We start from the raw sequence: 23,840 nt of genomic DNA on the forward strand, positions 1-23,840 counted from the left end.
TATCACCATGCGGGGCGGCGGAGGAGCGGCAGTGCCGAAGCGGGGCCGGGGACGAGCGGGCGGGGCCAAGAAGGTCAGGGGCGGCCGCCCGCCGCGGCCTGCGCCCAGCCGGCCGGTCCCGCCGAGGGACGCCCCGCCCACCGAGGGCCTGCTCGGCCCCGCCGCCCCGCCCGTCGAGCAGCCGCACGTCATCCCGCTGGCCCCCAAGCCGCAGCAGACCGAGGGCCTGCTCTCGCCGGCCGAGTCCACCGGCGAGCAGGCCATGCCCGGGTACGGCTCCGAGGACACCCTCACGCCCGAGGTCTGGCGCGCCGCCGCGATGGAACAGACCGTCGAGATCAACGTCCAGACGCTCCGTCAGGGCGCCCCCGGCCAGGCCCCCTGGCCGGACCGGATGCGCACCCTGCTCAAGACCCCGATGGCGGAGCGCCCCAAGTACGAGCGCACCCAGCCCGAGCAGAAGCCCGAGGCCGCCGCCGTCCGCAAGAACGTCCCCCGCGTCCTCGACCTCACCCTCCGCATCGGCGAGCTGCTGCTCGCCAGCGGCGAGGCCGCCGAGGATGTCGAGGCGGCCATGCTCGGCATCGCGCACGCCTTCGGCCTGGACCACTGCGAGCCGCAGGTCACCTTCACCCTGATCGGCATCTCCCACCAGCCCTCGCTGGTCGAACCGCCGGTCACCGCCGACCGGGTGGTGCGCCGCCGCACCTCCGACTACACCCGGCTGGCCGCCGTCTACCGCCTGGTCTCGGACATCACCGCCGAGCGCCTCACCGTCAACGACGCCTACCGCCGCCTCGCCGAGATCCGCCGCAACCGCCACCCGTACCCGGCCTGGCTGCTCTCGCTGGCCACCGGTCTGCTGGCCGGCGCGGCCACCTTCCTGGTCGGCGGCAAGCTGGACGCCAAGGGCTGGCTGGTCTTCGCCAACGGCTTCGTGGCCGCCGTCCTGGGCGACAAGCTGGCCGGGGCGATCGCCCGGCGCGGGCTGCCGGAGTTCTACCAGTTCGTCATCGCGGCGATGCCGGCCGCGGTCTCCGGGATCATCCTGTCGCTCAACCACCTGGGCCTGCGCGGTTCGGTGGTGATCACCGGTGGCCTGTTCGCGCTGCTCCCCGGCCGGGCCCTGGTGGCCGCCGTGCAGGACGGCCTGACCGGCTTCTACATCACCGCCGCGGCCCGGCTGCTGGAAGTGCTCTACCTGGTCGCGGGCATCGTGATCGGCGTGATGCTGGTGCTCTACACCGGCTCCAAGTTCGACCCCAACCTCAACCCCAGCGAGAGCCTGATCGGGATCAGCGACCCGCCGATACAGCTGGGCGCCGCGATGGTCCTCACCCTGGCCTTCGCGATGCTGCTCCAGACCAGCCGCAGAAACCTTCTGCCCGTCGTGCTCAACAGCGGCATCGGCTGGTCCACCTACGGCGTGCTGGCATACAACGCCGGAGCCTCCCCGATCGTCGCCACCGGCGTGGCGGCCGGGGTGGTCGGCCTCTTCGGCCAGCTGATGGCCCGTTACAACGCGACCTCCTCACTGCCGTTCGTCACCGCCGCGATCGGCCCGCTGATGCCCGGCTCGGCGATCTACCTCGGCATGCTCGCCTTCACCCAGAACAACCCGGTCGGCGGTGTGGTCCAGGTCGGCCGTGCCGCCACCCTGGCGCTGGCCCTGGCGGTCGGGGTGAACCTCGGGGCCGAGGTCGCGCGTCTGACCATGAAGACGCCCAGCACCCTGGGCGGACCGGGCGGCCCGTTCCGCGGCCCCGGCACGGCGGGCGACCGGCTGGCCCCCTACCTGCTGGTGCCCCGCAGGGCGGCCAAACGCACCCGGGGATTCTGACCTACCGTCAGGTGACCGGGGTGCGGTGAGCAGAGGACGAAGAGGGACGGCCCGTGATCGAGGACCTGTTGGACGGCTACCGGACGCACATCGTCGCCGCCCACAAACAGCCGCTGTTCCTGCTGCTGGTGGGCTTCATCTCCTCCTTCGTCTTCATCCGCTTCAGCGTCCGGATGATCCGGGCCAAGGTGCGCTGGTGGCCGGGCAACATCACGCCCGGCGGCCTGCACATCCACCACATGGTCTTCGGCCTGGGCTTCCTGCTGCTGGGCGGGATCGGGGTGTTCGCCACCAACGGCGGGCACCCGTGGATCGACTGGTTCGGCCTCTGCTTCGGGATCGGCTGCGGGCTGGTGCTGGACGAGTTCGCGCTGATCCTGCACCTGGACGACGTCTACTGGGGCGAGCAGGGGCGCAAGTCGGTGGACGCGGTGATCATCGGCATCCTGGTCACCGGGCTGCTGCTGATCGGCTACGTCCCGCTCGGCGTCGTCCCCGGCGAGACTGCGAACTCCCTTCCTGGCCGGTGGGGCCTGGTCGCGGTCATCTCCCTCAACTCACTGGCCTCGATCGTCACCCTCTTCAAGGGCAAGATGTGGACCGGCCTGCTCGGCATCATGGTGCCCGGCATCTCCTGGGTGGGCGCCGTCCGGCTGGCCAGGCCCAGCAGCCCCTGGGCGCGCTGGCGGTACGAGCGCCGCCCGCGCCGCAGGGCACGAGCCCTCCGGCGTGAACGGCGGCTGCACGCCCGGGCGGACCGCGCACGCACCTGGCTGTTCGACCTGATCGCGGGCGCCCCCGACAAGGTCCCCGCCAACCACCCCGCCGCCCACCGCGTCGCCGAACGCATGGTTGCCTCCGCCACCGCCCACCTCGACGCCCACGCCGCCCGCTCCCTGGCCCGCCGTCACGCCCGCCTCGCCGACCGCAGCCCCACCCCCCGCACCACCACCCCCGACCGCCGCACCCCGGCCGCCCGCCGCCGCCGCACCGTCCACGCCGGCCGCCCCCGCTCCTACGCCCGCCGCTGACCCCCACCACCACACCCGCCGGGCGCAAAGACCTGAGTCCGCGTCAATCGCCGCTGACGCGTGACCGTCCCGGAAGGCACCGCACGGTGGTCCGGTCGACAATCCGACATCTCACCCGGACGGCCGCGTGGGTATGGCCCTGAGTTGTCGTCAGGTCTGAGACTATGACCGACAGTGACCTATTTGTCACCTGATGGGATAGTTGGCTGATCGTCAGACGGCGTAGGAGGGCACCCCCGTGACCCGAAGATTCCTCCCCACCCTCCTCCTCACCCTGGCCGGCCTGCTCGGCCTCCTCCCCGCAGCGGTGGCCGCGCCCGACCCCTACCCGTCCACCGAGGACATCGCCGCCGCCCACGCCGACGAGGCCGCCGCCCAGGCCGACACCACCGCCATCGAGGCCAGCCTCACCGCTGCCCAGAAGGACCTGGACCGGACCGGCCGCGAGGCGGAACAGGCCGTCGAGGCCTACAACGGCGCCCAGGCCCACCTCAAGCGCGCCCGGGCCGAGGCCGCCACCCGCGCCACCCAGGCCGCCACCGCCGAGGCGGCCCGCGCGGAGGCTGCCGACACCGCCGCCGCGCTCGCCGCCGAGACCTACCGCCAGGGCGGGGCCGGCCCCCAACTCTCGGCCATCGACGCCCTGCTGGGCGCTCACGGCCCGGCCGCCGCGGGCCGTCAGGCCGTTGCCGTCGGGGTGATCGGCTCCACCACCAAGGCCATCCTGGACGCCGCCACCTCCACCGCCGCCGAGGCGTCCCGCACCGCCGAGGCCGCCCGCGCCGCCGAGGAGGACGCGACCCGCGCCGCCGAGGCCGTCCGCCTCGCCAAGGAGGCGGCCCAGGCCCGCCTGGTCACCCAGCAGACCCAGGTCACCGAGATCACCGCCCGCCGCGAACAGCTCCTCACCGCCCTGGCCGCCGCCCGCAACACCACCCTCGAACTCGAACGCCAGCGCCGCGAGGCCCTCGAAGCCATCGCCGCCCAGCAGGCCGCCGAGGCCGCCCGCGCCGCCGAGGAGGCCGCCGCCCGCGAGGCCGCTGCCGCCGCGGCCGCGTCCGCCCCCTCCTGGTCCTCCTCCGACTCCGCCGCCCACCCGTCGGCCGACACCCCGTGGTCCGCCGACGGCGCCGCCGCCGCCATCGCCTTCGCCCGCTCCAAGATCGGCCTGCCCTACATCTGGGGCGGCGAAGGCCCGGCCGGCTACGACTGCTCGGGGTTGACCATGATGGCCTGGCGCCGCGCCGGCAAGTCCCTCACCCACTTCGCCGCCGACCAGTACGCCGAGTCCACCCCCGTCTCCTACGCCCAACTCCGCCCCGGCGACCTGGTCTTCTGGACCGACACCGGCCGCGCCCGCGACATCCACCACGTCGCCCTCTACATCGGCGACGACCAGATGATCGAGGCCCCCCGCCCCGGCACCGCCATCAAACAGGCCAGCCTCTGGATCATGGGACGCCCCGACTTCTACGGCCGCCCCTGACCTCCGCCTGAGGTGATCCCGTCCTGCTCAACGGAGTTCAGGACGGGGAGGGCGCATGACCACCAGGTGGACGCGGGCGACGGGACGGCTCACGCTGCTGACGGCACTGGCCGCGGCCGTGCACGGCCTGCTCCTCGGTTTCCTGCCGGCCGGCTTCGGGGCGACCACCACCGAACGGGTGCTACCGGCCGCCGTCGCCGCATCCCTCGGAGCCACCTGGCTGCTCGCCTCCGCCTCCGCCCGGAGCAAGGGGACGGAGCACCAACGACTCGCCGAGACCGGTTCCCGGCTGCTCCACGTCCTGCTCTGCCTCACCGTGGCACTCGGCTCCGCCGCCGCACTGGTGCAGGCCGCCGTCCTGGCTCTCCACTCACAGCCCGTCAGGGTTGGAGACAGCACAGTGATGACCAGCGGGACCAACCCCCGCAGGCGCGGGGAGCAGCTTGCCGAGCTGCGGTGATGTCAGCGCTGGTGGGCGCTGTGTGCAACTTCCTTCGAATCGGACATTGTGCGCATTCTGGCGAGGCGGAGGAACTTCCGCCAGGGTAGCGAAGAGGCCGGCACCAGCGACGGGCACTGATGCCGACCATGCAAGCCGACTGGCCGTCAGATGTCGCGGAAGGTCTCGATGTTGGCACCGATCGAGTTCAGCCGGGCGGCGAGGTCCTCGTAGCCGCGGTTGATGACGTAGACGTTGCGCAGGACCGAGGTCCCCTCCGCCGCGAGCATCGCGAGCAGCAGCACCACCGCCGGCCGCAGGGCCGGGGGGCAGACGGTCTCGGCGGCGCGCCACCGGGTCGGGCCCTGGACCAGGACCCGGTGCGGGTCGAGCAGCGTCACGTCGGCGTTCAGGCGGGTCAGGTCGGTGAGGTAGATCGCCCGGTTGTCGTAGACCCAGTCGTTGATGTGGGTGGTGCCGTGGGCGGCCGCGGCGATGACCGCGAAGAAGGGGACGTTGTCGATGTTGATGCCGGGGAAGGGCATCGGGTGGATCTTGTCGACGGGGGCGGTGAGCTTGGACGGACGGACCGTCAGGTCGACCAGCCGGGTGCGGCCGTTCTGGGCCGGGTACTCGGGGGTGCGGTCGTAGTCGAGGCCCATCTGCTCCAGGACCGCGAGCTCGATCTCCAGGAACTCGATCGGCACCCGGCGGATGGTCAGCTCGGAGGAGGTGACCACGGCGGCGGCGAGCAGGCTCATCGCCTCGACCGGGTCCTCGGCCGGGGCGTAGTCGACGTCACAAGTGATGTCGGGCTGCCCGTGCACCACCAGCGTGGTGGTCCCGATGCCCTCGATCTTCACGCCCAGCTGCTCCAGGAAGAAGCAGAGGTCCTGAACCATGTAGTTCGGGCTGGCGTTGCGGATCACCGTCACGCCGTCGTGCCGGGCGGCGGCCATCAGCGCGTTCTCGGTCACGGTGTCCCCGCGCTCGGTCAGCACGATCGCCCGCCCGGGCGAGACCCCGCGCTCGACGTGCGCGTGGTAGCTGCCGTCCGTCGCGGCGACCTCCAGGCCGAACTGCCGCAGCGCGCCCAGGTGCGGCTGCACCGTCCGGGTCCCGAGGTCGCACCCGCCCGCGTAGGGGATGCGGAACTGCTCGGCGCGGTGCATCAGCGGGCCGAGCAGCATCAGCACGCTGCGGGTGCGGACCGCCGCGGCCTCGTCCATGGAGTCCAGGGCGAGTTCGGTGGGCGGGGTGAGCTCCAGGTCGCGGCCGTCGTTGACCCAGCGGGCCTTGACGCCGATCGAGGAGAGCACCTCCAGGATGCGGTAGACCTCCTCGATCCGGGCGACCTGGCGGAGCGTGGTGCGGCCGGTGGTGAGCAGCGAGGCGCAGAGCAGGGCGACGCTGGCGTTCTTGCTGCTGCGGACCTCGATGGCGCCGCTCAACTGCCGTCCGCCGTCGACCCGCAGGTGCATCGGGCCGGCGTAGCCGAGCGAGACGATCTCGCTGTCCAGTGCCTCGCCGATCCGCGCGACCATCTCCAGCGTCAGGTTCTGCTGGCCCTTCTCCATCCGGTTGACCGCGCTCTGGCTGGTGCCGAGAGCCTCCGCGAGCTGGCCCTGGGTCTTGCCCTTGTGCTCGCGGGCGGTGCGGATGAGGCCGCCGATGCGCTTGAGGTAGTCGTCGCTCATTCGCCAGACGATATCTCATATGTGAGATGAGGGAAGCCAAGGAGTCGCTCCGGGTTCCCTGGGAGCCGGCTGGGTGAAATACGGATGCCGACGCCTGACGGTGCGTCGTACGGTGACGGGATGGGCAACGACGGACCTGAGCGGCAGGTCGAGATCCGCTACATCACCGAGGACGAACTCCCCGCATGGGGGCGCGCACTGGCCCGGGGTTTCATGCGGCCCCACATCGGGGACGGCGGGGAGTTGCGCCGCCTCCAGTTCGAGCCGAACCGCGTCCAGGGCGCGTTCGACCCCTTCGACCCGGCCCGCTGCGTGGCCACCTTCCGCAGCTTCGACACCGAGCTGACCGTCCCGGGCGGCGGCACCGTCTTGGCCGACGCGGTCTCCGCCGTGACGGTCAACTCCACCCACACCAGGCGCGGTCTGCTCAGCCGGATGATGGCCACCGACCTGGCGGACGCCCGGGCCCGGGGCTGTGCGGTCGCCATCCTGCTGGCGGCGGAGTACACCATCTACGGCCGCTTCGGCTTCGGTCCGGCCTCCCGGATCGAAGGGCTGAAGATCGACGCCCGAGGCAGCGGCGGCCTGCGGGACGACCTGCCGCCGGCGCCCGGCCGGGTGGACTTCGTCTCGATGGAGGAACTCCGCAAGATCGGCCCGGAGTTCTACGACCGCTGGCGGCTGACCCAGCCCGGGGCGATCGAGCGCAAGCCGTACCGGTGGAAGACGTCCACCGGTGAGATCACCGCGCCCGGCTACGACTGGAAGGAGCCGTTCGCCGCCGTCTACCGGGACGAGAACGGCGCCGTCGCGGGCATCGCCACCTACCGGGTGGACGACAGCTGGGACGGCGGGCTGCCCAACTGCACCCTCACCGTCCACGACTTCATCGCCCTGGACACCACGGCCGCCCTCGCGCTCTGGCGGCTGGTCTTCTCGGTGGACTGGGTCCGCACCGTCGTGGTCGAGAACCTCGGCGCCGACGACCCGCTGCCGTTCTGGCTCAAGGACCCGCGGTACGCCCTGCCCGGCGAGGAGTACGGGGACGCCATCTGGCTCCGGCTGCTGGACGTCCCGGCCGCCTTCGGTGCCCGCACCTACGCCGCCCCCGGCCGCCTGGTGCTGGAGGTCACCGACCGGCACGGGTACGCCGACGGCCGCTGGGCGCTGACCGTGGCCGAGGACGGCACCGGCCGGGCCGAGCGGACCGACGACCCGGCCGAACTCGCCCTGAACGCATCCGAGTTGGGCGCGCTCTACCTGGGCTCCGAGTCCGCCTCCCGGCGGGCGCTGGCCGGTCTGGTCACCGAGCTGCGCCCCGGCGCGGCGGCCACCGCCGACCTGCTGCTCCGCACCCCGCTCCGGGCGTGGAACCCGGAGCCGTTCTGACGGTCCGTCGCCACGTGGGCGTGGTTCAGGACTTCTGGGTCCGGCCGATGGTCGGCAGGATGAAGTCCTGGATCAGCCCCTTGGCGTCCCGGACGATCGGGCGGAACACCCGGTACCGGGAGAGCGTCAGCAGCTTGGCCGCGAACGGGGTCGAGCGGCGGACGAACTCCCGGGTCCGCTCGGTGTCCTCGGTGCGGTCGAAGACCCAGTACAGCACCACGACCATCAGGTGCAGCCAGAGCAGGTCCGGCAGCAGCTCGGCCAGTTCGGCGTCCAGCTTGCTGTTCAGCTCCGAGCCGTCGAGCACCTCCCGGAACAGCTGGACCGCGGTGGCCCGGGCCGGGTGCGACTCGTTGGAGAACGGGCTCAGCGAGCTGTTCGGATCGGCGGCGGTCCGGAAGAACTGCGAGGCGAACTCGTGGTACGGGGCCGCGGTGTCCAGCCAGGACTCCAGGGCGATCTGGAGCCGGTCGGCGAACTCCTTGTGCCCCTCCATGCGGGCCTTGGCGTCGGCCGCGTGGTCGTACGTCATCAGGTCGTAGAAGCCCTGGATCAGGAACTCCTTCGACTCGAAGTAGTAGTACGCGTTCCCGACCGAGACCCCGGCCTCCGAAGCGATCGCCCGCATCGTGGTCTTGTCGTAGCCGCGCTCCTTGAACAGCCGCATCGCGGTGTCCAGGATCAGCGCCCGGGTCTGTTCGCTCTTCCCGGTCTTGGGGAGGGCGCGACCGCCCGGAAGCTCAGAGGCCTGCTCGGCGGTGCGGTTGTCGCTCTCGTGCTGGTTCGGCTGCTCCACGCTGGTTGAGCCTACCCGGACGGCGTGGCCGGCAGCGGACATGAGCCGTCGTCACAGACCGGCCCGCCCGACGTGCCTCCGGGTGGCCACTCCCCGGTGTCCGGCTCGGGCTCGGGCGGGAGGCCGGCGCCGGTCGCCCGGCGGTACGCGCTGACGGCGAACACGGCGGCCCGCGCCGGCGGCACCAGCGTCGGCTGGCCGCGCAGCCAGGCCGCGAGGTGGCGGCAGAGCGAGCAGTCCGGATCGTGCGGCACGGTGAGCCGGCGGATCGGCGCCGGGACGCTCGGCGCCGCAGTGGTCATGGTGGTCATCTCCCCGGCCGTCCGTCAGGCCGGGTTCGGGGCGACGAAGCCCTGCGGGGCGACCGGCGGGCGCTGCTGCTGCTCCAGCGAACCCCGGCGGCGGATCCGGTTGAGCACGTAGACGTTGCCCAGGTGCATCACGCCCAGCAGCAGGAGTACGGTGCCGAGCTTGTAGGAGAGCGCCTCGAAGACCCCGGCGGCGTTCTCCACCTGGTGGTCGCTGCGCATCCAGAGGGCGACGAAGCCGAGGTTGATCAGGTAGAAGCCGACCACCAGCAGGTGGTTGACGGCGTCCGCCAGCCGCTCGTCGCCGGCGAAGACGTCGGAGAGGAAGAGGCGCCCGTTGCGGCTCAGGGTGCGGGCGACCCAGTAGGTCACGCCGGTGGCGACGGGCAGGTAGACGGCATAGCCGATGACCGTGAGGTCCATGGGACCGCTCCTTTTCGAACGCGTTCAAAAGTTCTGGTGTGACTGTAGAGCCATTCTTGAACATGTTCAAGATGAGGATGGGGCGTGCTGTGACAGGCTCTCGGCATGGATCAGTCGCTCATCCGCCCCGGCACCCCCGCCGACGCCCACGCGGTCGCCGCCCTGCACAGCGCCAGCTGGCGCACCGCCTACGCGGGCATCGTCCCGGCCGAGGCGCTCGGGGACGGTCTGGTGGAGGAACGGCGGGAGCTCTGGGACCTGCGGCTCACCGCCGACTACGGCGAGCCGGCCAACACCCCGCAGCTGCTGGTCGCGGAACGCGGGGGAGAGGTGGTCGGCTTCGCCTACCTGGTGCCGCAGCCGGACGGTCGCGTCCTGCTCGACAACCTCCACGTCCGCCCCGGGCTGACCGGCGGCGGGATCGGAGCGCGCCTGCTCGACGCCTGCCGCGACCACTGCCGCGACGTCACCCTCTACCTGGAGGTCCTCCAGGGCAACACCCGCGCCGTCGCCTTCTACGAACGCGAGGGCGCCACCCGCACCGACACCCGCACCGGCTGGTTCCCGGGCGGGTACCCGCTCCCCGAGTACGAGTACACCTTCCTCGGGTGACGTCTCCGGGCCGGGTGCCCGGGGGCGGGGCGGTGTCAGGCCGCGGCAGGTGTCGCCGTCTCCCCGCGTGCGCTTCCCCGCACCCCCGCAGGCGTGGCCAGCACCCGGTGCCCGGCGGCCGTCAGCGCGAGGGCCAGCAGCGCCGCGCCGGCCGTGATCAGGTAGCCCGTCCCGGGGGCGGCGTGTTCCGCGACCGCGCCGCCGCCCGCCGCCCCGGCGGAGATGCCGACCAGGATCCCGGCCACCGCGATGCCCATGCCCTCGTTCAACTGGCCCGCCGGCAGGACCTCCTGAACCAGCGTCATGCCTGTCACCATCGTCGGTGCCACCGCCACCCCGACCACGAAGAGCGCCGGCCCGAGCAGCGCGAGCCCACCCCCGATCCATCCGACCACCAGCGGCAGCAGCACCAGCACGGCCAGCACCCCCAGCCCCGCGAGCAGCCGCGCGGCCGCGTCGATCCGGCTCCGCAGCATCCCGAACGCCAGCCCCGAGATCCCGGAACCGGCCGCCACCAGCCCCAGCAGCCACCCGGCCGACCCCCGCTGCCCGGCGGCGTCGGCATACGCGACCGTGGTGACCTCCATCGACCCGAACAGCACCCCGGTCGCGGCGAACACCGCCACCAGCAGCCACAGCCGCCCCACCCGCAGGGCCCCGGCCCGACCCTCCGTCAGCACCCGCTCCCGCCGCACGGGCGGCTCGGTCCGCCGCTGCGCCGCGAACAGCAGCACCCCGCACCCACCCAGCGCGAACCCCACCAGCAGCCCGGCCTCCGGGAACAACCCGGTGCACAGCGCCGTCCCGAGCACCGGCCCGGCCATGAAGCAGACCTCGTCGAGCGCCTGCTCCAGCGCGTTCGCGGTGTGCCGCGCCTCGGGGTCGTCCGCGTAGAGGTGGGCCCAGCGGGCGCGCGCCATCCCGCCGAGGTTGGGCATCACCGAGGCCAGGGGGTAGCAGACGAAGAGCGTCCAGGCCGGAGCGTCGTAGTGGGCGCAGAGCAGCAGCCCGGCCATCGGCCCGGCCCCGGCCAGCACGCACGGCACCGAGACCCGCGCCTGCCCGTACCGGTCGACCAGCCGCCCGAGCAGCGGCATCCCGACCGCCACCGCCACCACCCCGGCGGCCGACACCGCCCCGGCCAGCGCGTACGAGTCCCGCCGGGCGGCCACCAACAGCACCACCGAGACTCCGGTCATCGTGTAGGAGAGCCGCGCCAGCAGCGCGCTCAGCGTGAAGGCGAGCGCGCCGGGAGCGGCGAACAGACGGCGGTACGAGGCGAACACGGAACTCCTGAGCAGGCGTCAGCGGAGGGGGTGTCACCCACCCTGACGGCCCGCCCCACGCCCGGTCCAACACCTGTTCGGCGCGATTGACAACAGCCGTGTTGTCAATCGGCTAGGGTGCCCGGATGTCCCGTGATCTCCACCCCAGGCTGCTGCGCGGCTTCGTGGCCACCGCCGAGACCCTGCACTTCGGCCGGGCCGCCGAGCGGCTGCACGTGGCGCAGCAGGCGCTCAGCCGGGACGTCCGGACCTTGGAGGAGGCGATCGGGCGGCAGCTCTTCGACCGGACCACGCGGAGCGTGCGGCTCACCCCGGACGGGGAGCGGCTGCTGCCGAAGGTGCGTGAACTCCTGGTGCTGCACGACGAGTTGCTGGACGGTCCGGACGTCCTCCGGCCGCTGCTGGTGGACCTGAACAACGACGTCGACGGGGAGGACCTGACCACCGTCCGGGTGCTGGCGGCGGCCCGGGAGGCCTGCCCGGGGCAGGAGCTGCTGGCCCGCTTCCACGGTGGACTGGCCGCCGCTGCGGGGGAGTTGCTGGCCTACCGGCTGGACGCCTCGTTCGGGCGGTACGCCGGTCTGGCGCCGGGGGTGCGGGCCGGGCTGGCCCAACTGCCGGTGCGGTTCGAGGAGATGGCGGTGATGCTGCCGCTCTCGCACCCGCTGGCCGGGCTCGAACGGGTGCCGCTGGCGGCGCTGGCCGGGTATCCGGTGGACGTCTGCGCGGGCAATCCCACCACCACCGAGTGGACCGAGCTGGGGCGCCGGCTGCTGGACGCCTTCGGCCTGGTGGCCGCGGCGCCGCACACGCCACCGGTCGGGGCGGACGAGGTGGGCCACTATCTGGCGCGGCACGGCGAGGCCATGCTCACCACGACGGGCGGCCCCGGGATACCCGGGGCCGTGACCCTGCCACTGATCGATCCGGTACCGCTCGCCCTGGTCAGCCTGGTGCACCGGCCGGGGGAGCGTCATCCGGGTCTGCGGGCCCTGCGCGAGGCGGCCGAGCGGCTCGGTGCCCGCGAGGGCTGGCTGCGCCGTCCGGCGGGCAGTTGGCTGCCCGCCGAGGACGCCGCACTGCTGGGGGAGCGGGCGGGGGTCAGGCCTGCTTGACGGCGGAGATGTCGAAGCTGAGCTTGACCTTCTCGCCGATCAGCACGCCACCGGCCTCCAGCGCGGCGTTGTAGCTGAGGCCCCAGACGGTGCGGTCCACGGTGGTCGAGCCCTCGAAGCCGACCCGCTGGGCGCCGTACACGTCGGTGGCGCTGCCGGTGTACTCGAGGTCGAGCACGACCGGGCGGGTGGTGTCCTTGATGGTCAGCTCGCCGGTCATCCGGTACGAGTCGCCGTCGATGCGCTCGGCGGAGGTGGAGCGGAAGGTGATCTCCGGGAAGGTCTCGGCGGCGAAGAAGTCACCGGTGCGCAGGTGCTCGTCGCGCTGGCCGTTGCCGGTGTCGATGCTGGCGACCTTGATGGTGAGGACGGCCGTGGAGTTCTCGGGGGTGGTGCCGTCGAGCTTGAGCAGGCCCTCGTGCTCGGTGAACTGACCGCGGACGTTGGTCACCATGGCGTGGCGGACGGCGAAGCCGATCTGGCTGTGCGAGGCGTCGATCGCGTAGTCGCCGGTGAGGTGGGCGAGGTCCGGACCGGCCGGGCGCTCGGCGACGGCGGTGGTGGTGGTCGCGGCGGTCTTGTTGCGGTTGAAGATGCCCATGGCTGCTGCTCCTCGGGGTGCGAAGCCAGTTGTTTAGGCTTCAACTTTGTTGATGGCTCCACCGTAGACCCGTTTCGTTCAAAGTTCAACCACAAGCCGGTGGGTCGGCTTGAAATGCATCCGAAGGGGTCGCCACGGCCGCCCGAAGCCCCGCGCCGCTCCGTCTCGCCCGGTCTCGCGTTGACCCGCCTGCCCTGCCCTGCCCTGCCCTGCCCTGCCGTCCCTCGCCCGCTCCGCCTCACTCCTCGCCCCGCCTTCCCTTCCTGTCCCCAATCGCGGTGCCCTCCCGTTTCGCTCGAACGCGCAGTGTCCGACCGCCCCTCTAGGGTGGGAATCCGAGGATTGCCCGTGGTCAGGAGGTGTGTGCGCCGGTGTATGCGCTGCACGCGTTCTGGCGGGCCGACGGGCAGCTCGCGCTCTGGGCCGAGGACGCCCGCGCCTTCGCCGCCCCCCGTGCGCCGTCCGCCCGCCAGGGCGCGGCCGCTGCCGCGCACCCCTACGCTTGCCCCGCCGCCGAGGTCGCCCGGTTGCTGGCCGCGCTCGGCCCCGGCGTCGGATGGCTGGCCGGGCAGGCGCCCGAGCGGTGGGGGACGCTCCGGCTGCCCGGCCTCGGCGGGGCGCCCTCGCCCTCCCCGCAGCTGCCCGTCGGCGCCACCGGCCAGGGGGTCTCGCTCGCCGACTGGCGGGTGCCCGTCCTGCTCTTCGCGCCGCCCGCCGCCGCCCAGCTGCTCGGCGAGCTCTTCGATCCGCACGGGGGCGCCGCCACCCTCGAACTCCCCGACGCCGAAGGCCCGGTGGAGCTCGCCTACGGCGCCTCGCTCCGCTGGCTCACCGCCGTCCACGACCTCGCCTGGCGGCTGGCCGGCCGGGGCCGGGTCCTCCCCGTCCTGCGCGAACGGGGCGGCCGCCCGTACGCCCACTGGCAGCCCGCCCCCGACCGGGCCGCCCGCGCGGAGGCCGGGGCGCTGGCCCGGGGCTGCCCGCCGATCGCCCTCGCGGAGGTCCCGTCCGCCGCACCGCAGGCCCAGTCCTTCGGTCCGGGGGCGGCGGACGCGCTGGTCGCCGCGCTGCTCGACGTGCTGACCGACCGTGAGGTGCGGGTGGCCCTGGAGGGTACGCCCGCCCCCACGGGCGAGGGCGCGACCGCCGCCTGGCTGGCCGCCCTCCATGCCCCCGACGGCACCGTCCCCGCGCCTGAGTCCTCCACCGGCGATCCGAGCTTCGAACTCGCCGACCTGCAAGAGAAGTTGACGCGCTGGTACGCCGGCGACCCCGCCCCCGACCGCACGCTCCGGCTCTGCTTCCGACTCTCCGAACCGCTCGGCCCCGGCGACGTCGACCCCGAGGGCCGCCCCGACGAGGACGACTGGCGGATCGACTTCCTGCTCCAGGCGGTGGACCGGCCCTCCCTCCTGGTCTCCGCCGCCGAGCTCTGGGCGGACGGTCCGGCCGCCGCCGCGCTCGTCCGTCAAGTCAACGACGCGGCCGAGCAGTTCGCCGTCGAGCTGCACCGCGCCGCACTCCGCCGCCCGGAGCTGCTCCCCGCCCTGTCCGGCTCCCGGCCGACCGCCCTGCGGATCGGCCGGGAGGAGGCGCTCGGCTTCCTCCGGGACGCGGCCCCGGCCCTGGCCGAGGCCGGTTTCGGTGTCCTGCTCCCCAGCTGGTGGCAGCGCCGTCCGCGCCTCGGGCTCGCCCTCACCGCCGCCCGGGTCACCCCGCCCGGCTCGGTGAAGCGCGAGGCCCAGGTGGACCGGGACTCCGTGGTGGACTTCCGCTGGCAGCTGGCGCTCGGTGAAGTTGCCCTCACCGAAAAGGAGTTGGCCGACCTCGGGGCGGCCCAGCAGGGGCTGGTGCGACTGCGCGGCCGCTGGGTGGAGGTGGACGCCGGGCAGATCGCCACCGCGCTGCGCTTCCTGGAGCACCACGGCAGCGGCACCATCACCACCCCTGACCTGCTCCGTCTCGCCCTGGACCCGTCCGCCTCCGCCGGAGGGCTGCCGGTCACCGCCGTCACGGCCACCGGCCCGCTCGGCGAGCTGCTCGCCGGCCGCGCCGTGGACACCGCCGCCCCGCCGCTGCCGCCGGGCTTCGGCGCGACCCTCCGCCCTTACCAGGAGCGGGGGTTGGCCTGGCTGCACACCCTGGCCCGGCTCGGCCTGGGGGGCGTGCTGGCCGACGACATGGGCCTCGGCAAGACCGTGCAGACCCTCGCCCTGCTGGCGGCCGAGCACCACGCGGGCGCCACCGGGCCGACCCTGCTGGTCTGCCCGATGTCCCTGGTCGGGAACTGGCAGCGGGAGGCGGCCCGGTTTGCCCCGATGCTCCGGGTGCACGTCCACCACGGCACCGAGCGCGAGCGCGCCACCGCACTCCCCGGGGCCGACCTGGTGATCACCACCTACGGCGTGCTCCAGCGCGACATCGGTCTGCTCCGGGCAGTGCGGTGGCGGCGGGTGGTCGCCGACGAGGCGCAGCACGTCAAGAACGCGGCCACCGCTCAGTCCAGGGCGCTCCGTTCGGTCCCCGCCACCGTGCACCGGATCGCCCTCACCGGCACCCCGGTGGAGAACCGGCTGGCCGAGCTGCACACCGTGCTGGACTTCGCCAACCCCGGCCTCTTCGGCAGCGCCGAGGCCTTCCGCGAACGCTTCGGCCTGCCGGTCGAGCAGCACGGCAGCACGGCGGCCGGGGCCCGGCTGCGGCGGCTGACCGGGCCGTTCGTGCTGCGCCGCCGCAAGTCCGACCCGGCGGTGGCCGTCGAGCTGCCGGCCAAGCAGGAGATCACCGTCCGCTGCCACCTGACGGCCGAACAGGCCGGGCTCTACCAGGCGGTGGTGGCCGAACTGCTCCACCGCCTCCAGGGCGTCCGGGGCGTCGAGCGGAAGGGCGCGGTGCTGGCCGCGATCGGACGGCTCAAACAGGTCTGCAACCACCCGGCCCAACTCCTGCACGACCGCTCGCCGTTGGGCGACCGTTCGGGCAAGGTCGCCAGGCTGGAGGAGCTGCTCGCCGAGGCGCTGGCGGAGGGCGACCGGGCGCTGGTCTTCACCCAGTACGCCGAGTTCGGGCGGCGGCTCCAGCCGCACCTGGCCCAGCGGCTCGGCACCGAGGTGCTCTACCTGCACGGCGGCGTGCCCCGCCACCGCCGGGAGGAGATGGTGGCCCGCTTCCAGGCCGAGGAGGCGGACGGCCCCCGGGTCTTCCTGCTCTCGCTCCGCGCGGGCGGCACCGGTCTCAACCTCACCGCCGCCAACCAGGTGATCCACCTGGACCGTTGGTGGAATCCGGCGGTCGAGGACCAGGCCACCGACCGGGTCCACCGGATCGGCCAGCACCGCGCCGTCCAGGTCCGCCGCCTGGTCTGCGTCGGCACCGTCGAGGAGCGGATCGGCGAACTCATCGAGGCCAAGCGCTCCTTGGCCGAACAGGCGGTGGCCGCCGAGGAGCGCTGGCTCACCGACCTCGACCCGGCCGCCCTGCGCGAACTGGTCACCCTCGCCACCGAGGCCCTGGAGGAGGAGACATGACGGACCACCAGCCGGTGCCCGAGCACTTCTGGGACGGCGCCTTCACCCTCGGGCCGGCGTCCGCTCCCACGCCCGAGGCGGACGGGACGGCGCTCGACGCCCTCGGCCCGTCCGGCATCCGCCTCGGTGGCCGCGACCTCGCGGCGGTGCTGGCCGCCGCCTACCGCCGGATGACCGATGCGGAGCCCGGCGTCCGATAGAGTGCAACCTTCCCGTGGTCATGGTCCACGGAGCCTGTCGAGGAGGTGAGACCCATTACCGCTGTGAAGGTCCGGGTGCTCTCCTCCGTCTCCCGTCCGGTCTGACCGACCGGACCCGAGAGCGCCCTTCGAAGCTTCGAAAGGCATCTCACCGTGTCGTACGCCACCACCGTCTCCACCCTCCGCGCCGCCGGCTGCGTCTTCGCCGAGGACGAGGCCGAACTGCTGCTCGCCACCGCCCAAGACCCGGTCCGGCTGGCCGACATGACGGCCCGTCGGGCGGCCGGGTACCCCCTGGAGCACGTGCTCGGCTGGGCCGCGTTCTGCGGGCTGCGGATCGCGGTCGGCCCCGGCGTGTTCGTACCGCGCCGCCGCACCGAGTACCTGGCCGAGCGGGCCGCCGCCCTGCTCACCCCCGAGTCCGTCGTGCTCGACCTCTGCTGCGGCGCGGGCGCCGTGGCCGCCGTCCTGGCCCGCGGCCCGCACGCCGAACTGCACGCCGCCGACCTCGACCCGGCCGCCCTCGCCTGCGCCCGCCGCAACCTGCCCGCCTCCGCCCACCTCCACCAGGGCGACCTGTACGCCCCGCTGCCGCCCGGCCTGCGCGGCCGGATCACCGTCCTGGTCGCCAACGCCCCCTATGTCCCCACCGACGAGATCCGCTTCCTCCCGCCCGAGGCACGCGACCACGAACCCCTCACCACCCTCGACGGCGGCCCCGACGGCCTCGCCGTCCAACGCCGCGTCATCTCCGACGCTCCCCGCTGGCTGGCCCCCGGCGGCCACCTCCTCATCGAGACCAGCGCCCGCCAGGCCCCCGCCACCGCCGCCGCCATGACCACCGCCGGCCTCCACCCCCGCACCACCACCTCCGACGACCACGACGCCACGGTGGTCATCGGCGTCCGCCCCACCTGACCCCGGCGGCGGGCGGGCGTGGCCACGTGCCCAGGGGTGCGCCGCCCTGCTACCCCAAGTAGCCCTCGCTGCCGAGGAGTTCGACCACCCGGGCAGCGTAGGCCCGGGGGTGGCTGGTGTTGCCGTTGTGGCCGCCGGGGAACTCGGCCACCTCCGTCCCCACCAGCGAGGCCAGTGCATCGGCACAGCGCCGGTCGAAGACCTCCGCCGGAGTCGTGAGCCCGGCGGCGGGAACGATCCGGACCGGTGAGGCGGCCAGGGCGGCCGGCTCCAGGTCGTCCTGGAGCACTGCCGTGAAGTCGTGCCGGAGGAAGTGGTCGAAGTTCGCCCGCCGTCGGGCGTTCATCGGCTGCGGGGTGAGGCCGGGCTCGGCGTCCCGTCCGGTGGTGTCGATGCCCAGCACCCGGGCGATCTCCGGCAGTACCGTTGCCAGCCCGTCCCGCAGGTAGAGCTCTTGAAGGTCCGCCAACTCCTGCTCGTGGTAGGTCCGTTCGGCCGCCCCGAGCAGCCAGGGCGCCACCGGCTCGTGGGCGATCAGGGTGGAGAGCTGCCCGGGGTGCCGGACGGCGAGGTGCAGTCCGATGACCGCCCCGAGACTGCACCCGAGCATCGCCGCCGGACGGTCCGTCAGGGCGGCGAGCAGCCGGTGCACGTCGTCGACGTGGTCCGCCAGGGTGGCCGCCTCGCGCCCCTCCTCCGTGCGGCTCCGGGAGAGACCGCGCCGGTCGTACGTGACCACGGTGAAGGCGCCGGCCAGGGCGTCGACCAGGTCGGTGCTGCGGTCGGCGTCGCCCTCGCCGCTCTGCGAGACGAGCAACAGCGGCCCAGTGCCCCGGAGTTGGTAGTGCAGCACGGCGCCGTCCACGGCGAGCTCAGGCATGGTGGTCCCCCTCGATCCGGCCCGGTGGTCACTCCGCCGGGCGCTGGTCCCACCGTAGCGCATCCAATTAGATGTATCCATATAGATGAATCAAATCCGATGTACCTTCTCCCCATGAACGGAGTCGAGCTCTTCCTGCTGGGCCGCGCCCTGATGAAGATCGGCGAGGAGGCCCTCCCCGAACCGCCGGGCGGGGCCGACCGCCAGTCGGGCGGGACCAGGCTGACCCTGATCGTCGCGGGCGACGTGGCCGCCCATCCCGGCACGACCGTCAGCGAGATCGTCGGCCGCACCGGTCTGCCGCAGAGTCAGGTCTCCACGGCCGTCGCCCGCCTCCGCGAGGCCGGCTCCGTCGAGGCGGCCCCGGATCCGGCCGACCGCCGCCGCACCCTCCTCCGCCCGGCCGCCGAACCCACCCCCCGGGTCGCCGAGGTCCGCGCCACCTCGATCGCGCCCGCCCTCGCCGCGGCCCTCCCCGACGCCACCCCCGCCGAACTCCGCGAACTGACCACCGCCCTGGACCTGTTGGCCCACCACCTCCGGCCCGCCGCGCAGGTCCGCTCCGACGCCTCGCCCTCCTGAACGCGGATCGCCCCTGACGGCCCCTCAGCCCCGGCCCTCCGGCCAGTTCCGCAGCAGTGCGTCCAGTGCGTCCAGCACCCGCTCCCAGGTCTCCTGCGTGTCCGGCGCGCTGTGGCTGAAGCCGCCGCCCAGCTCCAGCGTCACGTAGCCGTGGAACAGGCTGCCCATCAGCCGCACCGCGTGAGTCTGGTCCGGCCCCTCCAGCTGGTAGCCACGCAGGACCGCCCGGGTCAGCTCGGCGTGCCGAGCGCCCGCGCTCGCGGCGGCGGCCTCCGGGGTCAGCCGGAGCTGGGCGGCGGCGTACCGGCCGGGGTGCTCGCGGGCGTAGTCCCGGTAGACGTTGGCCAGTGCGGTCAGTGCGTCCTTCCCGGCGCGGCCGGCCAGGGCGGCCGAGGCCCGGTCGGCCAGTTCGGCGAGGGCCAGCAGGGCGATCCGCTCGTGCAGGTCCTGAGAGTTGCGCACGTGTGAGTAGAGGCTGGCCACCTTCACGTCGAAGCGCCGGGCCAGGGCCGAGACGGTCACCTGGTCGAAGCCCACCTCGTCGGCCAGTTCGGCCCCGGCCAGGGTGAGGCGTTCGGCGGACAGTCCTACGCGTGCCATCGGCTCCCTCTCGTCGTCTCCGTGCTCCTGAGGCCATTATGCATTTGCCTAAAACCTTTAGGCAAAATAGCCTCACCTTTATGAAGCAGCTGACCGAACCCCAGATCCGCGCCTCCTTCGTGAACTGCACCAAGGGCGAGGCCACCCGTCTGGCCGTCCCCCGCGACCTCGCGGACCGCGCCTGGGCCGACCTCGACTACCTCGGCTGGCGCGACCCCCAGGCCCCCGACCGCGCCTACCTGGTCGCCGAACTCGACGGCGCCCCCACCGGTCTGGTCCTCCGCAGTCCGGCGGCCGCCTCCTGGCAGGCCCGCCGCAGCATGTGCTCGGTCTGCGTCACCACCCACGTCGGCGGCGTCTCCCTGATGGTCGCCCCCAAGGCCGGCAAGGCGGGCCGCGAGGGCAACTCCGTCGGCGTCTACCTCTGCACCGACCTCTCCTGCTCCCACCACCTCCGCAACCCCCAGCAGTCCGGCACCCGCCTCCAGGAGACCCTCACCCTCGAAGAACGCATCACCCGCACCGCCGCCAACCTCGCCGCCTTCATCGCCAAGGTGACCGCCTGACCGTTGAGCCTGAGCCCTGCGGCGGGAGCAGCGACACCGGTCCCACGTCTGGGCGGTGGTCGACCCCGACTCGGTCCGACCACGTCAGTGGTCACCAGGTCTACGTCTATCGCCGAACTCGCCCCGCCCGAGGGCGCTCTGGTCCTGGCAGCAATTGGTCGGCGTCACCGCCCCGATGGTCAGTAGGGTGGGTTCATGCCGAAGAAGGAACCGTTCATCATCGACGGAGTCACTTACGAGCGCGATTCGGCTCTGGGAGGGGGAGGATCTGCCCGGGTGTGGAAGGTCCGCCGTAAGCCCGACGGTCAGGTGCTCGCAGTCAAGCAGATCGAGAAGGACAGTGGCGCGGACTCCGCTCGCAACAAGCGTTTCAAGCGGGAGATCGAGTACGGGCAGGCCTCGAGCCACCCGAATGTCGTGAGTATCCACGCGTATTCAGAGGACGAGAAACACTTCTACTGCGTCATGGACTTCTACCCCATGACGCTGCGAAACGTGATCAACGACGAAATCGACGCTGACGTGCTTCTCGACTACGTGCGTCAGCTCTGCGATGCGCTCGCGTACGTGCACGGTGACGGCATAGTGCACCGCGACATCAAGCCTGAGAATGTCCTCGTCGACCCTGAGGTGCGCCGGCTCGTCCTGGCCGACTTCGGCATCGCGCATTTCAAGGACTCCTCGCTCACGAAGCGCGGGGACCTCCTGGTGAACCGAAACTACCTCGCTCCCGAGCAGATGGTGAGGAACAACGCCCTCGACATCGGCAAGCCGGCAGACATTTTTGCGCTCGGCCTCGTCATGACCGAGATGTTCACGAAGCAGAACGCCCGGGGGCGACGACACGCGCTTGTGCGCGACCGCTACCCCTACCTGGCGGACCTCGACCTGATCATCGAACAGATGCTGCTCCAAGACGAGGCGCAGCGGCTCCGCATCGACACCGTACGCGGGCTGCTTCAGGTAGCCGTTCAGCGGCTCGACTCGGCAATCGAGGAGATCTCCGACGACCTGTGCCCCGACGAAGCGTCAGCTAGCGGCTCGTCCGACGAGGTCGAGCGGATTCTTGGCCGTGCCGCCAGAGACGTGTTGTCGGCGAAGCACGTCTTCGAGCGGGTCGCCGACGGAGAGCTCGACCGATTCAACCTCAACTACCACTGCGAGGTTGCTTACCGCGTGAGCACGGAGCTGTTCAACACATGCGCTCAAGCCGTCATATATTCCTCGTGTAAGGCGAAGTTCGACTACGAGGGCGCTGGGCGGTGGGGCGAGGATGACGATGCTCTCGTGTTGTCTGCCTCAAAGCCGAGACTCCAACGCGAGCTGGAGACGATTCTGGCCGAGTTCCCCCTTCCTCGGTCTTCGCGCTGGGCCGGTCTGCCGAGGCAGTCGGCTCACCTGTTTCGGTTCTGCAAGGACTATCACTGTGAAGAGCTGCTGACGAGCATCCGCGAATCTGTTTACGGTGAAGGCAGTGGATCGTTGCGGTCGAATCTGATCGGTGCCCCGATCCTCTGGATTACTCGTTGGATGCGTACGACTCTGGGCACCGACTACCTGGGGCTCGACAAGGCAGTTCGCGAGGGCATCGGTTTCGAGAACCATCTCTCGGTGATCTGGGACGAGACGCTTCCGTTGGACTCGGCCCGAGAGGCGCTGGGAGTGGATCTGCTGACCGAGCGGCTCAACGCGGACGGCGTCGCCCGCACACTTGAGGCGCTTGAAGCGAAGTGGGACGTTTCCGTGGGAGAGCTCGTAGACGGTGAGTACTCGGTGATGTTCCGGTCACCCGACACGTACCGCTGCTTCCGTGACGAGGCGCTCAAGCTCGCAGAACCGGGCTCGGTATTCGAAGCCGACGTCCTCGATCTGCTCCGCCCCGAGGTGGAGTTCGACGACCTTGTGGCACTCACATGGGACAGGGACTTCGACGTGGCCGTCACGCTCGGGAAGATCCTTGGCACCCACACGCGATAGTGACCTGAGCCCAAAGTTCAAGGGTGGTCGTAGCAGGTGCTGCGTGGCTGGATCCAGCGGGACGGGGCGATGCGGCTACTGCACCGGGTCGCGACTGCGCCGGCCCAGAGGATCTGCTGGTGAGGTGGCGTCGACGGGCGTGTCCGATGTGGCGCTGTCCCGCTGCGGCGACGGGATCGGCATTCTGCTCGCCGAAGCCGGGCGTTGCCCAAGTCAGTTGGCGGCGCCTCGGCGATGGCGACGCCGCGGGACGATGTCCCCGGAGACGCCAAGGTTCGCGGTCGCTTGGTCGAGCTCCTCGGCCAGCAGGTGCTCGCTGAGGATGGAGTCGAGTATCCGGCCGGCCTGGATCAGGCACACGGCCGTCCAAATGACGTCGTTCAGGCCGCTCTCCCTGGGCTTGTCGCGCAGTTCCCAGCCGCCGGCCCGGGTCGGACGGAGATACAGCTGCGCCGTCTATCGTGTGGTGTGGGAGTAGGAGCTGAGGTGCCTGTAGGGCAGGTAGCCGTCCTGCTCCCCGAACGCCGCCATCAAGTCGGCGGTGTTGCGGATCTCGTTCGCCAGCCGGGTGACTTCAGGGGCCGGGTGGGCGGTGCGTTCGTCGACAGCGGCACGGACCCTTGCCTCGACCTCGTCTCCGTCGACATCCCACCCGGCTTGCTTCGCGTTGGTGATCAGCTTGAGGAGTTGGTCGTCGCTGTAGGCATCGACGGCCTGCACCGCAGTACTGCCGCCGTCGACGAGCCAGGCCATCGCCACCGTGTGGGTCATCAGGTTCCGCGTCACCGGTGCGACGACGTACCCGTTGCCGTTCTCGGCCGCCGCCGCCACCACGCGGGCGGAGTCCGAAATGAGCATCCACCAGCTCCATGCGGTTGGTGCCACTGCCTCGTGTTCGCGGAGGAAGTCGATGTCGCCCGCTCTGGAGGTCATCCTGTCGCGGGCGGCCAGCAACTGGTCGATGACTTCGAGCGCGTGGCGGGCTGTGGCCTCGTCATGCGCAAAGTCGGGCATGGCGTCAAGCTACGGCGCCGGATCCGGGGCCGCCACGATTTCCTCAACCGTTCACCCACCTGCTCCGCGTGCTGGCGCTAGCACTCTGCTTGCAATTGCAAGCACGGGTGTGCAGACTGCTGGCATGGCTTCACTGAACGTGGGCTCGCTCGGGGAGTACATCCGCGAGCAGCGGCGGAACGCGCAGTACTCGCTGCGCCAACTCGCCGACGCCGCAGGGGTGTCCAACCCGTACCTGAGTCAGATCGAGCGCGGGCTGCGGAAGCCGAGCGCGGAGATCCTGCAGCAGATCGCCAAGGCGCTGCGGATCTCGGCGGAGACCCTGTACGTGCAGGCCGGGATCCTCGAGGAGCGGCCGCAGGCCGAGCCGGGGGAGGGGCCCGGGCTGCGGGCGGCGGTCCAGGCGGATCCGCTGCTCAACGAGCGGCAGAAGCAGGCGCTGCTGGCGGTCTACGAGGCGTTCCTGAAGGAGAACCAGGAGCAGCCCGCCGCCGCAGCGGCAGGAGCAGAGGGACAGGCCGGCCGCCGGACTGTCGACGGATGAGAGGACGAC

23 protein-coding genes are annotated in these 23,840 nt (G+C 72.1%); 14 read left to right on the plus strand and 9 right to left on the minus strand.

Annotated elements, in window-relative coordinates; genetic code table 11:
* Positions 1-31 precede the first annotated feature (31 nt).
* The 4 genes from ACZ6ZR_RS29340 to ACZ6ZR_RS29355 all read left to right on the plus strand — a co-directional run bounded on the left by ACZ6ZR_RS29340 (position 32) and on the right by ACZ6ZR_RS29355 (position 4,817).
* On the plus strand, positions 32-1,840 hold the full coding sequence (locus ACZ6ZR_RS29340; protein ID WP_465647380.1) for a threonine/serine exporter family protein: 1,809 nt from the start codon (positions 32-34) through the stop codon (positions 1,838-1,840).
* Between the two features lie 53 nt (positions 1,841-1,893).
* Positions 1,894-2,871 carry a hypothetical protein gene (locus ACZ6ZR_RS29345; protein ID WP_465647382.1) on the plus strand — a complete coding sequence of 326 codons (978 nt, stop codon included), beginning with the start codon at positions 1,894-1,896 and terminating at the stop codon, positions 2,869-2,871.
* Positions 2,872-3,109: 238 nt separating this feature from the next.
* Positions 3,110-4,357, plus strand: a complete 1,248-nt coding sequence (locus ACZ6ZR_RS29350) for a C40 family peptidase (protein WP_465647384.1) — start codon at positions 3,110-3,112, stop codon at positions 4,355-4,357.
* A 55-nt stretch (positions 4,358-4,412) separates the two neighbouring features.
* Positions 4,413-4,817 (plus strand): hypothetical protein, encoded by a 405-nt coding sequence (locus ACZ6ZR_RS29355; RefSeq protein WP_465647386.1) that lies wholly within the window; start codon positions 4,413-4,415, stop codon positions 4,815-4,817.
* Between the two features lie 146 nt (positions 4,818-4,963).
* Here the strand turns inward: ACZ6ZR_RS29355 and ACZ6ZR_RS29360 are convergent, their stop codons facing one another.
* Complete coding sequence (locus tag ACZ6ZR_RS29360; RefSeq protein ID WP_465647388.1) at positions 4,964-6,493, minus strand: helix-turn-helix domain-containing protein; 1,530 nt, start codon at positions 6,491-6,493, stop codon at positions 4,964-4,966.
* 120 nt (positions 6,494-6,613) lie between these two features.
* Here ACZ6ZR_RS29360 and ACZ6ZR_RS29365 point away from each other — a divergent pair, with 120 nt between their 5' ends.
* The gene (locus tag ACZ6ZR_RS29365; RefSeq protein WP_465647390.1) at positions 6,614-7,882 is read left to right on the plus strand and encodes a GNAT family N-acetyltransferase; all 1,269 of its coding nucleotides are present in this window, start codon (positions 6,614-6,616) and stop codon (positions 7,880-7,882) included.
* Between the two features lie 25 nt (positions 7,883-7,907).
* Here the strand turns inward: ACZ6ZR_RS29365 and ACZ6ZR_RS29370 are convergent, their stop codons facing one another.
* The 3 genes from ACZ6ZR_RS29370 to ACZ6ZR_RS29380 are packed head-to-tail and all read right to left on the minus strand — an operon-like array spanning position 7,908 to position 9,409.
* Positions 7,908-8,678 (minus strand): TetR/AcrR family transcriptional regulator, encoded by a 771-nt coding sequence (locus tag ACZ6ZR_RS29370; protein ID WP_465647392.1) that lies wholly within the window; start codon positions 8,676-8,678, stop codon positions 7,908-7,910.
* 11 nt (positions 8,679-8,689) lie between these two features.
* The gene (locus tag ACZ6ZR_RS29375; RefSeq protein WP_465647394.1) at positions 8,690-8,980 is read right to left on the minus strand and encodes a hypothetical protein; all 291 of its coding nucleotides are present in this window, start codon (positions 8,978-8,980) and stop codon (positions 8,690-8,692) included.
* A 24-nt stretch (positions 8,981-9,004) separates the two neighbouring features.
* Entirely contained in the window at positions 9,005-9,409 is a 405-nt protein-coding gene (locus ACZ6ZR_RS29380; RefSeq protein WP_465647396.1) for a hypothetical protein, read from the minus strand.
* Between the two features lie 105 nt (positions 9,410-9,514).
* On the opposite strand from ACZ6ZR_RS29380, the gene ACZ6ZR_RS29385 reads away from it, so the two are divergent.
* The gene (locus ACZ6ZR_RS29385; protein WP_465647398.1) at positions 9,515-10,021 is read left to right on the plus strand and encodes a GNAT family N-acetyltransferase; all 507 of its coding nucleotides are present in this window, start codon (positions 9,515-9,517) and stop codon (positions 10,019-10,021) included.
* Between the two features lie 35 nt (positions 10,022-10,056).
* Here ACZ6ZR_RS29385 and ACZ6ZR_RS29390 read toward each other — a convergent pair whose 3' ends face one another.
* Complete coding sequence (locus tag ACZ6ZR_RS29390; protein ID WP_465647400.1) at positions 10,057-11,307, minus strand: MFS transporter; 1,251 nt, start codon at positions 11,305-11,307, stop codon at positions 10,057-10,059.
* 125 nt (positions 11,308-11,432) lie between these two features.
* On the opposite strand from ACZ6ZR_RS29390, the gene ACZ6ZR_RS29395 reads away from it, so the two are divergent.
* Complete coding sequence (locus ACZ6ZR_RS29395) at positions 11,433-12,422, plus strand: LysR family transcriptional regulator (RefSeq protein ID WP_465647402.1); 990 nt, start codon at positions 11,433-11,435, stop codon at positions 12,420-12,422.
* Here ACZ6ZR_RS29395 and ACZ6ZR_RS29400 read toward each other — a convergent pair.
* Positions 12,409-13,023 (minus strand): YceI family protein, encoded by a 615-nt coding sequence (locus ACZ6ZR_RS29400; protein ID WP_465647404.1) that lies wholly within the window; start codon positions 13,021-13,023, stop codon positions 12,409-12,411. The two genes, ACZ6ZR_RS29395 and ACZ6ZR_RS29400, sit on opposite strands and share 14 nt — an antisense overlap.
* 371 nt (positions 13,024-13,394) lie before the next feature.
* Here ACZ6ZR_RS29400 and ACZ6ZR_RS29405 point away from each other — a divergent pair, with 371 nt between their 5' ends.
* The 3 genes from ACZ6ZR_RS29405 (at position 13,395) to ACZ6ZR_RS29415 (ending at position 17,668) form a co-directional block, all read left to right on the plus strand.
* Positions 13,395-16,550 carry a DEAD/DEAH box helicase gene (locus tag ACZ6ZR_RS29405; RefSeq protein WP_465647406.1) on the plus strand — a complete coding sequence of 1,052 codons (3,156 nt, stop codon included), beginning with the start codon at positions 13,395-13,397 and terminating at the stop codon, positions 16,548-16,550.
* Positions 16,547-16,750: a hypothetical protein gene (locus ACZ6ZR_RS29410; RefSeq protein WP_465647408.1), complete on the plus strand. Its 204-nt coding sequence runs from the start codon at positions 16,547-16,549 to the stop codon at positions 16,748-16,750. The genes ACZ6ZR_RS29405 and ACZ6ZR_RS29410 overlap by 4 nt, the downstream gene beginning before the upstream one ends.
* 153 nt (positions 16,751-16,903) lie before the next feature.
* Complete coding sequence (locus ACZ6ZR_RS29415) at positions 16,904-17,668, plus strand: putative protein N(5)-glutamine methyltransferase (RefSeq protein ID WP_465647410.1); 765 nt, start codon at positions 16,904-16,906, stop codon at positions 17,666-17,668.
* Positions 17,669-17,717: 49 nt separating this feature from the next.
* Here ACZ6ZR_RS29415 and ACZ6ZR_RS29420 read toward each other — a convergent pair whose 3' ends face one another.
* Positions 17,718-18,548, minus strand: coding sequence for an alpha/beta fold hydrolase (locus tag ACZ6ZR_RS29420; protein WP_465647412.1), 831 nt, complete (start codon positions 18,546-18,548; stop codon positions 17,718-17,720).
* A 114-nt stretch (positions 18,549-18,662) separates the two neighbouring features.
* Here ACZ6ZR_RS29420 and ACZ6ZR_RS29425 point away from each other — a divergent pair, with 114 nt between their 5' ends.
* Positions 18,663-19,130, plus strand: a complete 468-nt coding sequence (locus ACZ6ZR_RS29425) for a MarR family transcriptional regulator (RefSeq protein ID WP_465647413.1) — start codon at positions 18,663-18,665, stop codon at positions 19,128-19,130.
* A gap of 24 nt (positions 19,131-19,154) precedes the next feature.
* On the opposite strand, the gene ACZ6ZR_RS29430 is transcribed toward ACZ6ZR_RS29425, so the two are convergent.
* Positions 19,155-19,730, minus strand: a complete 576-nt coding sequence (locus tag ACZ6ZR_RS29430; protein WP_465647415.1) for a TetR/AcrR family transcriptional regulator — start codon at positions 19,728-19,730, stop codon at positions 19,155-19,157.
* A gap of 80 nt (positions 19,731-19,810) precedes the next feature.
* On the opposite strand from ACZ6ZR_RS29430, the gene ACZ6ZR_RS29435 reads away from it, so the two are divergent.
* Positions 19,811-20,296: an FBP domain-containing protein gene (locus ACZ6ZR_RS29435; RefSeq protein WP_465647417.1), complete on the plus strand. Its 486-nt coding sequence runs from the start codon at positions 19,811-19,813 to the stop codon at positions 20,294-20,296.
* Between the two features lie 195 nt (positions 20,297-20,491).
* Positions 20,492-22,273, plus strand: coding sequence for a serine/threonine-protein kinase (locus tag ACZ6ZR_RS29440; RefSeq protein WP_465647419.1), 1,782 nt, complete (start codon positions 20,492-20,494; stop codon positions 22,271-22,273).
* A gap of 456 nt (positions 22,274-22,729) precedes the next feature.
* Here ACZ6ZR_RS29440 and ACZ6ZR_RS29445 read toward each other — a convergent pair whose 3' ends face one another.
* Positions 22,730-23,287, minus strand: a complete 558-nt coding sequence (locus tag ACZ6ZR_RS29445) for a DUF5677 domain-containing protein (RefSeq protein ID WP_465647421.1) — start codon at positions 23,285-23,287, stop codon at positions 22,730-22,732.
* A gap of 124 nt (positions 23,288-23,411) precedes the next feature.
* Between ACZ6ZR_RS29445 and ACZ6ZR_RS29450 the strand changes: the two genes are divergently transcribed.
* The gene (locus ACZ6ZR_RS29450; RefSeq protein ID WP_465647423.1) at positions 23,412-23,831 is read left to right on the plus strand and encodes a helix-turn-helix domain-containing protein; all 420 of its coding nucleotides are present in this window, start codon (positions 23,412-23,414) and stop codon (positions 23,829-23,831) included.
* The last annotated feature ends 9 nt before the right edge of the window (positions 23,832-23,840 follow it).

The sequence above is a fragment of the Kitasatospora sp. NPDC088742 genome, assembly GCF_055584905.1.